The organism is Streptomyces sp. NPDC107471, assembly GCF_055582845.1.
Map to the genome: position 1 here is coordinate 738,360 of NZ_JBVJPC010000003.1, position 12,459 is coordinate 750,818.

A 12,459-nucleotide genomic window follows, 5' to 3' on the forward strand; every position below is an offset into this window, starting at 1 on the left:
ATCATGCCTGGGTCGAGATCCTTCCGGAGGAGAGCACCCGTGGACGAGGCGGCACCCACCGAGGAGCTCGCGCGCCGCGCCGCCGCCGGCGACCGGGCGGCCCTGGACGAGCTGCTCGCGGCGATCCGGCCCGAAGTCGTCCGGCGCTGCGGGCGGTTCCTGCCCTGCCGGGAGGACGCGGAGGAGGCGGCACAGGACGTGCTGCTCCAGATCGCCCGGAGGATCGGCACCTTCGAGGGCCGCAGCCGGTTCAGCACCTGGCTGTACACGGTCGTGGCCAACTGCGCCCGCCAGAAGTACCGCGAGCTCAGGCGGCGGGCCGTCGAGCAGCCCGCTCCCGTCGACGCGGACCGGCACGTCGACCCGCGCACGACCAGCGTCATCGCCGGCTCCCGCCTCGACCTCCTCGACGCGCTGGACCGGCTGGAGCGCGAACACCCGCACCTGGTCGAGCCGTTGGTCTACCGCGACCTGTGTCAACTCGGGTACGCGGAGGCCGCCGAGCGCTCCGGGATCCCTCTCGGCACCTTCAAGTCCCGGCTGCACGAGGCCCGCCGACAGGTCAGGCCCTGGCTGCGCGGGTGACGGCTCACTCCAGGTCGAGGAGCCCGATCTCCGCCCAGATCGTCTTGCCGTCGGCCGTGTGGCGGCTGCCCCAGCGCTGGGTGAGCTGAGCGACCAGCAGGAGCCCCCGGCCGCCCTCGTCCCACGTCTTGGCGCGCCGCAGGTGCGGCGCGGTGTGGTTGGTGTCGGAGACCTCGCAGATCAGCGTGGTCGCGTCATGGATGAGGCGGAGCCGGATGGGGCGGGCGCCGTACCGGATCGCGTTCGTCACCAGCTCGCTCGTCACCAGCTCGGCCGTGAACGACGCCTCGCTGAGGTCCCAGCGCGCGAGCTGCTCCACGACCTGCTTGCGGACGGGCGCCACCAGCGACGGGTCGGCCGGGATGTCCCAGGTCGCCACCTGGGAGGCGGGCAGCCCCAGGGTGCGGGCCAGCAGCAGGGCCACGTCGTCCGTGGAGCCGCCGGGCGGCAGCAGGGTGTGCAGCACCCGGTCGCAGCTCTCCTCCAGGGACTCGGAGGGCACGGCCAGGGCCTCGCACAGCAGCCTGCGCCCGGCGTCCTCGTCCCGCTCCCGGGACTCGATCAGGCCGTCCGTGAACAGGGACAGCACGGTCCCCTCGGGCAGTGCCAGCTCGGCGGACTCGAACGGCAGTCCGCCCAGGCCCAGCGGCGGCCCCGCGGGCAGGTCCACCCGGCTGGCCTCGCCGCCCGGCGTCAGCATCACGGGCGCGGGGTGCCCGGCGCGGGCCAGCGTGCAGCGCCGCGAGACCGGGTCGTACACCGCGTACAGACAGGTGGCCCCTACCTCGCCGGGACTACTGCCCTCGCTCCCGGCCTCCGCGGACAGCCGTACGACGAGGTCGTCGAGGTGGGTGAGCAGCTCGTCCGGGGCGAGGTCGATGTCGGCGAGGGTGCGGACGGCGGTGCGCAGCCGTCCCATCGTCGCCGAGGCCTGGATGCCGTGACCGACCACGTCCCCGACGACCATCGCGACCCGCATGCCCGACAGCGGGATCACGTCGAACCAGTCGCCGCCCACCCCGGCCCGCGCGGCCGGGAGATAGCGGGAGGCCGCCTCCACGGCGGCCGTGCGCGGCAGGGAGCGGGGCAGCAGACTGCGCTGGAGGGCGAGCGCGGTCTCGCGCTCGCGGGAGAAGCGGCGGGCGTTGTCGACGCAGATCCCGGCCCGCGCGGTGATCTCCTCGGCCAGCAGCACGTCGTCCGGGGTGAAGGGGTCCGGGCGCCGGTAGCGGGTGAGGACCGCGACCCCGAGGGTCTGGCCGCGGGCCTGGATCGGCACCGACATCGTGGAGTGGATGCCGTACTCCTTGACCCGGTCGCCGCGGGTGGTGTTCCAGGTGAGCCACCGGTCGAGGCGCCCGGAGGCCACGGTGGCGACGATGGTGCGGCCCGCCGTCAGGGAGTCGGCCTGCGGTGAGGTGGCGGGGTACAGCTCGGTGTGCCCCGGCTTGACCACCGCCATCGGGTTGCCGGGGTCCACCGACTGGTGGGCGGCGCGGCGCAACTCGACCGGTGCGGTGAGCGGCTCCGGGGCCTCGCCCTCCTCCCGCGAATCCAGCAGGTCGACGCTGACGAAGTCGGCGAGGGCCGGAACGCACACGTCCGCCAGCTCCTGGGCCGTGCGGTTGACGTCCAGGGTGGTGCCGATGCGCACGCTCGCCTCGTTGACGAGCTGGAGCCGCTCGCGGGCGAGGAAGTTGTCGGTGAAGTCGTGGGCGGCCAGGCACACGCCCCGCACCCGGCCCGCCGGGTCGGTGACCGGCGCCATCCGGGCCAGCCACGCGTGCGCGTGGTCCTCGCCGCCGGTGCGCATGTAGGTCTGCACGTCCTTGGGCCGGCCGGTGGTGAGCACGTGCAGCAGGTGCTCCTCCAGCTCCTCGCTCTGCGGCTTCCCGCCGATCTCGGACAGCCTGAGGCCCTGGATGCGCTTCTCGGGCAGTCCGATCACCTCGGCCATGGCGTCGTTGACCCGGCGCAGCCGGAGCTGTTCGTCGTACACGGCGACCGCGCAGGGCGACTGGGTCAGTACGGCCGTGCCCAGCGGGTCGTCGGGGGAGCGCCGGCCGTCGGTGTCCAGCGGGGTGACCACGAGCCAGTGCCCGGGGCCGCCGTCGGCGGAGTCCTGGTGGTGGGCGAGCAGCCACACCGACACGGCCGTGCCGTCCCGGTGGCACAGGGTGAGGGTGCCGTCCCAGCGGGCGCCCGCCGGCCCGGCGGGCACCTCGTCGCCCCCGCTGACCAGGAGGTTCACCGCCGGTCTGCCCACGACCTCGGCGGGCGACCAGCCCAGCAGCCGCTGCGCGCCGGCGTTCCACGCGACCAGCGTGCCGTCCTCACCGACGACGGCACGAGCCGTCGCCGCGTCGTCGAACGGGTACACGAGGGTCATCGTCGCCACTCCATTGCGCGCACTCTCAGTGAACAAACAGGTCACTTGGGTTCCAGCCTAGTGCGTCACGCTCGGACACGAACGGCGAACCCCTCCGCACGCCCCCCTCGTGACCGGACCGCCGTCAAGGGAGAATTCCGGCCGAGGTGCGACGGGGGGCGGAGGCAGTCGACTGGCTTCTCGTCAGGTTGCGTCTGTGCAGGATCAGTTACGTCGTCGACGCCCGTGGCGGGGGTCAAGCCTTGCGCCGAGCCGAGGTCATCAGGCTGCCGGTGAGCGCGGAGGGTCGCGCTGCGGGGAGAAGGAGATCTCCGCCCGGTCGAGGGTTCGGGTGCGTCCCGGCCGTCTGTGCCCCGTCCCTCCGGGCCCCGTGGGGAACCCGCCGCTGGACGCCAGTTGCTAAGGCCGCGGTCCGGGACGTCGAGCGGTACGCGCCCGTCGGAAGCAGCCTCGGTCGCTTGGGCCGCCGCCTCCGCCACCTCGGCCCCCGCCTCCGCCGAGCCGACGGTGCTCACCTTCGAGCTCGTGCCACCGCGACTCCCGGATACGGCTCGTGCTGACCGGCGCGTATCCGGTCGGGAGCCGGCAAGCGGTGCGCATCGCAGGGTCTGCGGTGCCCGGCGCCGACCCCGGCGTCGGCGCTCCGGACGTAACCCGTCCCGTCCGGACCGTTGACGGGGTGTCATGCCTGCTACAAACATGGCCTGCGACCGTTGGGAGCGCTCCCATGACGAGCGCCGCCCGCATCTCCCCCGAGGAGTCCGGACGTGAACAGACGCAGAACCGCCCTGCTGTCCCTGACCGCGCTGCTGGGAGCGGCACTTGTGGCCTCGCCCGTCTCCCCGGCCGCCGCCGACGAGGTCGAGCAGCTCAAGAACGGCACCTTCGACACCGCCATGGAACCCTGGTGGGCGAGCAGCAACGTCACCGCGGCCGTGTCCGACGGACAGCTCTGCGCGGACGTGCCGGGCGGCACCGCCAACCGCTGGGACGCCGCCGTCGGCCAGAACGACGTCACCCTGGTGAAGGGGGAGTCGTACAAGTTCTCCTTCACCGCGAAGGGTTCGCCCGAAGGACATGTCGTGCGGGCGATCGTGGGGCTGCAAGTGGCGCCCTACGACACCTATTTCGAGGTCAGTCCGCAGCTCAGCGTGTCCGGGAACTCCTACTCGTACACGTTCACCTCGCCCGTCGACACCGCCCAGGGCCAGGTCGGCTTCCAGCTCGGCGGCAGCGCCGACCCGTTCCGCTTCTGCATGGACGACGCCTCCCTGCTGGGCGGGGTCCCGCCCGAGGTGTACGAGCCCGACACCGGACCGCGCGTGCGTGTCAACCAGGTGGCCTACCTGCCCGCCGGGCCCAAGAACGCCACCCTGGTCACCGACGCCACGACGACGTTGCCCTGGCAGCTCAAGAACGCCTCCGGCGCGGTCGTCGCCCACGGCACGACCGTGCCCCGCGGTGTCGACGCCTCCTCCGGGCAGAACGTCCACTCGATCGACTTCGGCGCCTACCGGAAGCGCGGCACGGGCCTCACCCTCGTCGCGGACGGCGAGACCAGCCGGCCCTTCGACATCGGCACGGCCGCCTACGAGCAGCTCCGCCTCGACGCGGCGAAGTACTACTACACCCAGCGCAGCGGCACCGCGATCCGCGACGACCTGCGCCCCGGGTACGGCCGCGCCGCCGGCCATGTGAACGTGGCCCCCAACCAGGGCGACCGGGACGTGCCCTGCCAGCCCGGCGTGTGCGACTACACCCTCGACGTCACCGGCGGCTGGTACGACGCCGGCGACCACGGCAAGTACGTCGTCAACGGCGGCATCTCCACCTGGGAGGTGCTGAGCACCTACGAACGCGAACTGCTGGCCCGCACCGGGCAGCCGGGGAGACTGGGCGACGGCAGCCTCGCCATCCCCGAGAGCGGCAACAAGGTCCCGGACATCCTCGACGAGGCGCGCTGGGAGCTGGAGTTCCTGCTGAGGATGCAGGTGCCGGACGGGCAGCCGCTGGCCGGGATGGCCCACCACAAGATCCACGACGAGCAGTGGACAGGTCTGCCGCTGCTGCCGAGCGACGACCCCCAGAAGCGTGAACTGCACCCGGCGTCCACGGCGGCGACCCTCAACCTCGCCGCGACCGCCGCGCAGGCCGCCCGCCTCTACAAGCCCTACGACAAGGCGTTCGCGGCGAGGGCCCTGGCGGCCGCCCGCAAGGCCTGGGCCGCGGCGCTCGCCCATCCCGACCTGTACGCCTCGGAGAGCGACGGCGTCGGCGGCGGCACCTACGCCGACAACAACGTCACCGACGAGTTCTACTGGGCGGCCGCCGAGCTGTACCTCACCACGGGGGAGAAGACCTTCCAGGACCAGGTGCTCGCCTCCCCGGTGCACACCGCCGACATCTTCGTCCCGGTCGGCTACGACTGGGCCCGCACGGCAGCGGCCGCCCGGCTGGACCTGGCGACCGTGCCGAGCAAGCTGCCCGGCCGGGACAAGGTCCGGCAGTCCGTCGTCAAGGGCGCCGACCGCTACCTGGCCACGCTGAACGCCCACCCGTACGGCATGCCGTACGCCCCCGAAGGCAACCTCTACGACTGGGGCTCCAACCACCAGATCCTGCACAACGGCATCGTCATCGCGACCGCCTACGACATCACGGGCGCCTCGAAGTACCGGGACGGCGCGCTCCAGGGCATCGACTACATCTTCGGCCGCAACGCGCTGAACATGTCGTACGTGACCGGCTACGGCGAGGTCAACTCCCACAACCAGCACGCCCGTTGGTACGCCCACCAACTCGACCCGAACCAGCCCAACCCGCCGAAGGGCACCCTCGCCGGCGGGCCCAACTCCGCCATCCAGGACCCTTACGCACAGAGCAAGCTCCAGGGCTGCGTCGGCCAGTTCTGCTACATCGACGACATCCAGTCCTGGTCGACCAACGAGCACACCATCAACTGGAACTCCGCTCTGACCCGGATGGCGTCGTTCGTGGCGGATCAAGGCTGACCCTCGCGTGCTCCACCAGCTCACCGGGCCGCTCGTGCGCGGTGAGCGTGTGGAGCCGGGCCTGATCGAGCGGCTGGTGCACCTCGACGTACTCACCGTGCGGCAGCCGCTTGATCAGACCGGTCTCCCGGCCGTGCAGCACCAGCTCACGGTCGCGGAGCTGAAGGCCCAGGCAGATCCGCCGGGTGGCGACGAAGACGGCCACCGGGACCACGACCATCCCGATCCGCACCGCCCAGGTGACGGTGTTGATCGACAGGTGCAGCCGGGTCGCCACGATGTCGTTGCCGCCGCCCGCGAGCAGGATCAGGTACAGGCTGATCCAGGACGTGCCGATCGCCGTACGGACCGGCCGGTTGCGCGGGCGGTCCAGGAGGTGGTGCTCCCGCCTGTCCTTGGTGAACCGGGCCTCCAGGAACGGGTAGACGCCGATGAGGACCAGCAGGAGCGGGAAGACCACGACCGGGATCAGCACCCCGAGGATCAGCGTGTGGCCGCCCAGAGTGATCTCCCAGCCCGGCATGACCCGGACCAGGCCCTCCGCGAAGCCCAGGTACCAGTCCGGCTGGGCGCCCGTGGAGACCTGGTCGGCGCGGTAAGGACCGTACGACCAGACCGGGTTGATCGACGCCACGGCCGCGATCAGGGTGAGCGTCCCGAACACCAGGAAGAAGAAGCCGCCCGCCTTCGCCAGGTACACCGGGAAGAACGGCGTGCCGACGACGTTGCGCTCGGTCTTCCCGGGGCCCGCGAACTGGGTGTGCTTGTGGTAGACGACCAGGATCAGGTGGGCCACCACGAGGGCGGCCATGATGCCGGGGATCACCAGGATGTGCAGCGAGTAGAAGCGGGCCACGATGTCATGGCCGGGGAACTCGCCGCCGAACAGGAACATCGCGAGGTACGTCCCGACGATGGGCACCGACAGGGTGGCGCCGTAGACGAACCTGAGGCCGGTGCCGGACAGCAGGTCGTCCGGCAGCGAGTAGCCGAAGAGTCCCTCGAACAGGCCGAGGAACAGCAGGGACCAGCCGAACAGCCAGTTGACCTCGCGGGGCCTGCGGAACGAGCCGGTGAAGAAGTGCCGCATCATGTGCGTGAGCATCCCGGCCAGGAAGATCAGCGCCGACCAGTGGTGGAGCTGCCGGATCAGCAGACCGCCGCGCACGTCGAAGCTGATGTCGAGCGTCGAGGCGTACGCCTCCGACATGCGCACACCGTTCAGGGGCGTGTAACTGCCGTGGTACGTCACCTCGTTCATCGACGGGTGGAAGAACAGCGTCAGCCACACCCCGGTCAGGATCAGCACGACGAAGCTGTACAGGCAGATCTCGCCGAGCAGGAAGGACCAGTGGTCCGGGAAGACCTTGCGCAGGTACTTCGCGCCCAGCGTGCGGGTGCCGAGCCGGCCGTCGAGCCAGCCGGACAGCCGCTCGCCCCTGCCCGGCACCGCCGGGAGTTCCGTGCGCGTCACGCCTCCTCCTTCTGCACATGCGTGAGTTTGTCGGGGTTGCTGACGACGAAGAGCCCGCAGACCCGGTCGCCCTCCGGGGTGAGGTCCATGACGATCACCGCGTACGGCGCGTCGTCCTGGAACAGCACGGCCGCGTCGTCGCCGTTGACCCTGCGGTAGCGCAGCTCCAGGGCGGACGCCTGCGCCGCGCCCCGCTTCGCGTAACCGGTGAGCAGCCGTACGGCCTTGTCGCGGCCGTGCACCGGGCGCAGCGCCGAGGGCCTGCGGTTGCCGCCGCCGTCCGTCCACACCGTCACGTCCGGAGCGAGGATCTCCATCAGCTCGGCGATGTCCCCGCCGACGGCGGCCCGTACGAAACGTTCCGTCGCCTCCCGGCGGACCCGGGGGTGCGCCTCGTACAGCGGACGGCGGGCGTGCACATGGGCCCGGGCGCGGTGCGCCACCTGCCGTACGGCGGCCGGGGTGCGGTCGAGGATCTCCGCGATCTCGGTGTGGGCGTACCCGAACACCTCGTGCAGCACGAACACCGCGCGTTCCAGCGGGGACAGCGACTCCAGGACCACCAGCATCGCCAGCGACACGGACTCGGTGCGCAGCGCGGGGTCGTCGGCACCGTCCTCGTCGGCGACCAGCGGCTCCGGCAGCCACGGGCCGACGTAGGTCTCCCGGCGGCGGCTGACCACGGCCCGGCGCTGGAGCGTGTGGTTGACGGCGATCCGGACCAGGTAGGCGCGGGGGTTGTCGACCCCTTCCACGCCCCGGCGCGACCACGACAACCAGGTGTCCTGGAGCACGTCCTCGGTGTCGGCGACGCTGCCCAGCATGTTGTAGACGACGCCGAACAACAGCTCCCGGTGCTCGACGAAGACACCGGTCGCCGCCTCGGCGTCGGGATCACGGATCTCGGACATCTCGTGTGGCCTCCCAGTAGCGCGCTCACTACTGCGAGGCCCCGCGGGCCGCCGAATGTGACATCCGCGGCCGGAATGTGACCCACGCCTCATCCAGGAGGCGTGCTGTCGTCTAGGACGCGTCGTGGAAGACGATCCCCAGCGCGTGTCGCCGGCCGGAGCGCACCGTGCTCACCCCGTGCCGCATCGCCCCGGCGGACCAGCCGCGCCGCGTGCGCACCGGCCGGTCGCGGGTCGTGAAGACCACGCCGTGGCCCCGGGGGAGGACGCTCGCCGTGCCCCGGGACTGGGCGCGGGGCCGCTGCTCGACCATCAGGAACTCGCCCCCGGTGTAGTCGGTGCCGTACTCGTCCAGACCCACCACCACCTGGAGGGGGAAGACCAGGTCGCCGAAGACGTCCCGGTGCAGGGCGTTCCAGTCGCCCTCCGTGTAGCGCAGCAGGATCTGGGCCGAGCGGTCCTGCCCGGCGGCGTGACAGCGCTCCAGCCACGCGTCGAGGGAGTCCGGCCAGGGGGCGGGGCGACCCAGCCGGGCCGCCCAGTCACGGGCCACGGGCAGCAGGCGGGGGTAGAGCGCGGCGCGCAGGGCGGCGACCGGGGCGGGCAGGTCGTGGGTGAAGTAGCGGTACTCGCCCGATCCGAAGCGGTGGCGTGCCATGTCCACGGTGGTGCGGAACAGCTCCGGCTTCTCGTACAGCGCCGTCAGCTCCCGGCACTCGGCCGCCGTCAGCAGCGGTGCCGTCGGCGCACAGCCGTGCACGTCCAACTCGGCGGCGAGAGCGGCCCAGTCGGTCTCGGCGACCCGGGCGGTGGCCAGGTCGGGGGTGACTGTCATGACGTTTCCTCCTCCCTTCGAGTCTGGGACGCGGCCCGCCGCGCGTCCGGCGGGAATCGGACACCGCGCTCGACCCCTCTCGGTACCGCATGCCGACCGACCTGACCTGCGCATATTTACGGTCGAGTACCCGCGCGGTACCGTGAGGGCATGCCAGCTCTCAACGTGGAGTTCAGCGATCGCGAGCTAGAGGACCTGCGGCAGATCGCCAAGGAGCGCGGTACGTCGATGAAGGCCCTCGTCCGGGAGGCCGCCGCGGCCGACATCGCCCGGCACCGGGCTCTTCAGGAGGGCGCGGAGGCGTTCCGGCGGTTCTTCTCCGCCCACGCCGACGAGTTCGCCGCCGCCTTTCCCGAGGACGAACCGGCCGGCAAGGGCGCGGGGCGGGTCGCCTGACCGATGGCTTCCGTGGTTCACATCGACGTGCCCTGGCTGCTCCAGCGGCACGAAGAGGTCCTGCCCGAGCAGCCCACGATCAACGACTTCTCGGCCCTCGTCGCCGCCGTCGCCCGGCACCGCGTAGACCCGCCCCGCCTCGGCGTCGACTCCGACCCGGCCTGGCGCGCGGCGGCCCTCCTGCACACCCTGGCCCTGCTCAAGCCCTTACCGTCGGCCAACGCCCGCTTCGCCTGCGCCACCGCCGTGGCCTACATGTTCGTCAGCGGCGTCGGCATCGACCCGCCCTACGGGGCGCTCGTCGACCTGGCCCGCGACCTGATCTCCGGCAAGACCGACGTGTACGGCGCGGCCGACCGGCTGCGCTCCTGGCAGATCTGAGGCGCCAGGGCGCGCCCGCCGGTCCGCGGCCGGACCCGGGTGCCCCGGCCGGACGCCGACCACCTCGCCCCCGGGGCCGCCGACCGAGGGCGGGAGGAACGGGGTCGGCGGCCGGGGTTTCGCGCGGGAGAGCCGCCGTCCCGCGCGGGGCCTCCGAGAAGGGCCGTGTCCCAGTGGACTACCGGTCGCCGCGCCGGGGGAGCGTGCGCGGCGCTCCGGCGCGTGCGCGGGTTTCACACGGGGCGCATGGAATGTCGAAAGCCGGTGCGAGCGCACGCAGTTGCGACGTTGTCTGACTATCTTTCAAATGGCGCGGATGTTGCTCAGGTGCCTTGTTGGCCGTGAGTGACGTGTGCAAGGGTGAACCACCTGTGTGGGGGGCAAGGGCCGGGTCGCATTCGTCCCGTGGGGAACCGGGGCGAAGGGGCGTCGGCGAATTCGTGCTTCCCACCCTCGTGCCCGAAAGGGATGGCCTTCGGCACTCCTTTTCGGCAGGGAAACCTCTGTGAGTCCCATGTCTGTGGGAAGGAAACCCGCTCAGTGCCCACCCCCCACCCACCGCTCCCTCCTTACCCGCCGCCCGGCGGCGCCTCCGGAGAATCCGACGAGGATCTCGCCGCCCGGCTCAGAGGCCGTCCCGACGGCGAGGCCGCCCAGGCCGTCGCGCTGCTCATGGCACGCCATTGGAAGCCGGCCCAGGACTACGCGGTCATCTGCCTCGCCTCCTCGTCCGCGACCGCCTCCATGGTGGCCGCGGCCGCCTTTCACCAGGTCCTGGACCGGCTCGCGCTCGGCGAACCGGCTCTCGCGCTGCGCCCCAGGACCCTCGTGGCCGTGCGCGACACGGTCAGGCAGTGGACGTCCGAGGACCGGACCACCGGTGTGCTGCCGGACCTGGTGAAACCGAACGGCGGCCGCGGAATGCGCGCCGCCAAGTCCATGACCCCCGAAAATCGCAAGCTCGCCGAGCGGTCATTCCAGTCCCTTCCCGGACTCGCCCGCTGTCTGCTGTGGCACACCGAGGTCGAGGGCGAGTCGACAGCCGTGCCCGCCGCGCTCGTCGGCATGGACATCGACACCGCGTCGGCCGCGCTCGAACAGGCACGTGAAAAATTCCGCGAAGGGTGTGTACATGCCCATCGGGAACTCGCGCCGACGAAGGATTGCCGCTTCTACAACCGTCTCCTCGACGTTCCCATTCGCCGCGGCGGAGCGCTGCTGCCGGATGTCCAGCAGCATCTCGCCGAGTGCCGCTACTGCCGTTCCGCCGCGGAACAACTGAGTCATTTCGAAGGAGGCCTGGGAGTACTGATCGCCGAGGCGGTGCTGGGCTGGGGTGCCCGCCGCTACCTCGAACTGCGCGCCGGGCGTACGCCCCCGACGGCAGCCCGCGGCCGGGGCGCCGGCCGGCACGGCGCGGGACGCCGCCGCATCCTCGCGCGCATCCCCGCCCCCGGCCGCCGGGCCCCCGGCGAGGGCGGGGGCCTGCGTTTCTCACGGACCCTGCTCACCGGCGTGGGCCTCACCTCCGCCGGCCTCCTCGCGGCCCTGCTCGCCGCCGGACTCTGGTCGCACGACGGCGGCGCCGACCCCGCCGCCTCCACCAGCGCCAGCGGCAGCGGCACGGCCCCGGGCGCCGGCACCCGCACGCCGGGCACCGCCCAACTGCCCACCGCACCGGCGGTGACCCGGCTGCGCAACGCCGCCGCCGACCTCTGCCTCGATGTCCGGGGCACGGTGAAGGCGGGCGCCGGCACCGAGCTCGCCGCCTGCTCGGCCGAGCCGACCCAGCAATGGTCGTACGGGCTGGACGGACTGCTGCGCAGCGAGGCGGACCCCGAGCTGTGCCTGGACTCGCACAAGGACGCTGGTGTGGTCATCCTCGGCACGTGCGCCGACGAGAACGCGAAGCGGGCCGACGACGTGCGCTACGACCTCACCGTGCAGGGCGAGTTGCTGCCGCGCTGGGACGAGCAGCTCGCCCTCGCGCCCACCGCCGCGGAGCCGGGCGCCGATGTCGTGGTCAAGGTGCGCGACCGTTCGGACCAGCAGCGGTGGCTGACCGACGCGGTCACCGGCGCCAGCCCCGGCTCCCTGTCGGTCACCGGTAGCGAGGCCCCACAGGCCCGACCCGCGGAACTCAGGGACCGCGTCTAGGGACGGCCCCCTGGCGGGCCGGCCGACGACGGGGAGGCACCCCTCGACGGATGCCTCCCCCTCGGTGGGGGCTCTTCCGCGGGCGGGACCCTTCCCTCGGCAGGGCGTCTCCTCGGGCCAACCTCCCCTCAGGGCGGGGCTGCCCGTGGGCGAGAACCTCTCCCTCGGCGGGGCGTCTCCGCAGGCGGGGCTCTCCGCGGGCGAACCTTCCCCGTGGAGAGGCCGTCCCGCGGGCGGGATCCTTCCACTTGGCGGGGCGTCCCCTCAGGCGGGGGCCCTCCTCAGGCCGGGGCTCCTCTCCGGCGGGGGCTTCAGGCCGG

9 protein-coding genes are annotated in these 12,459 nt (G+C 72.2%); 5 read left to right on the plus strand and 4 right to left on the minus strand.

Annotation, left to right across the window (positions count from 1 at the left end):
• Nucleotides 1-39 precede the first annotated feature (39 nt).
• Nucleotides 40-585, plus strand: a complete 546-nt coding sequence (locus ACZ66S_RS12910; protein WP_469901537.1) for an RNA polymerase sigma factor — start codon at nucleotides 40-42, stop codon at nucleotides 583-585.
• Nucleotides 586-589: 4 nt separating this feature from the next.
• Here ACZ66S_RS12910 and ACZ66S_RS12915 read toward each other — a convergent pair whose 3' ends face one another.
• Nucleotides 590-2,974, minus strand: coding sequence for a SpoIIE family protein phosphatase (locus ACZ66S_RS12915; RefSeq protein WP_469901538.1), 2,385 nt, complete (start codon nucleotides 2,972-2,974; stop codon nucleotides 590-592).
• A gap of 767 nt (nucleotides 2,975-3,741) precedes the next feature.
• Here ACZ66S_RS12915 and ACZ66S_RS12920 point away from each other — a divergent pair.
• On the plus strand, nucleotides 3,742-5,985 hold the full coding sequence (locus ACZ66S_RS12920) for a glycoside hydrolase family 9 protein (protein WP_469901539.1): 2,244 nt from the start codon (nucleotides 3,742-3,744) through the stop codon (nucleotides 5,983-5,985).
• Here ACZ66S_RS12920 and qcrB read toward each other — a convergent pair.
• The 3 genes from qcrB to ACZ66S_RS12935 form a co-directional block, all read right to left on the minus strand.
• Nucleotides 5,930-7,459 carry a cytochrome bc1 complex cytochrome b subunit gene (gene qcrB, locus ACZ66S_RS12925; protein WP_469901540.1) on the minus strand — a complete coding sequence of 510 codons (1,530 nt, stop codon included), beginning with the start codon at nucleotides 7,457-7,459 and terminating at the stop codon, nucleotides 5,930-5,932. The two genes, ACZ66S_RS12920 and qcrB, sit on opposite strands and share 56 nt — an antisense overlap.
• Nucleotides 7,456-8,370 carry an RNA polymerase sigma factor SigJ gene (gene sigJ, locus ACZ66S_RS12930; protein WP_469901541.1) on the minus strand — a complete coding sequence of 305 codons (915 nt, stop codon included), beginning with the start codon at nucleotides 8,368-8,370 and terminating at the stop codon, nucleotides 7,456-7,458. Before sigJ ends, qcrB begins: the two co-directional genes overlap by 4 nt.
• Nucleotides 8,371-8,482: 112 nt before the next feature.
• On the minus strand, nucleotides 8,483-9,205 hold the full coding sequence (locus tag ACZ66S_RS12935; protein ID WP_469901542.1) for a 2OG-Fe(II) oxygenase: 723 nt from the start codon (nucleotides 9,203-9,205) through the stop codon (nucleotides 8,483-8,485).
• Nucleotides 9,206-9,355: 150 nt separating this feature from the next.
• Here ACZ66S_RS12935 and ACZ66S_RS12940 point away from each other — a divergent pair, with 150 nt between their 5' ends.
• From ACZ66S_RS12940 to ACZ66S_RS12950, 3 genes are all read left to right on the plus strand, one after another.
• Entirely contained in the window at nucleotides 9,356-9,601 is a 246-nt protein-coding gene (locus ACZ66S_RS12940; RefSeq protein ID WP_030323130.1) for a hypothetical protein, read from the plus strand.
• A 3-nt stretch (nucleotides 9,602-9,604) separates the two neighbouring features.
• The gene (locus ACZ66S_RS12945) at nucleotides 9,605-9,982 is read left to right on the plus strand and encodes a hypothetical protein (protein WP_020134791.1); all 378 of its coding nucleotides are present in this window, start codon (nucleotides 9,605-9,607) and stop codon (nucleotides 9,980-9,982) included.
• A 540-nt stretch (nucleotides 9,983-10,522) separates the two neighbouring features.
• Nucleotides 10,523-12,139, plus strand: coding sequence for an RICIN domain-containing protein (locus ACZ66S_RS12950; RefSeq protein ID WP_469901543.1), 1,617 nt, complete (start codon nucleotides 10,523-10,525; stop codon nucleotides 12,137-12,139).
• Nucleotides 12,140-12,459 lie beyond the last annotated feature (320 nt).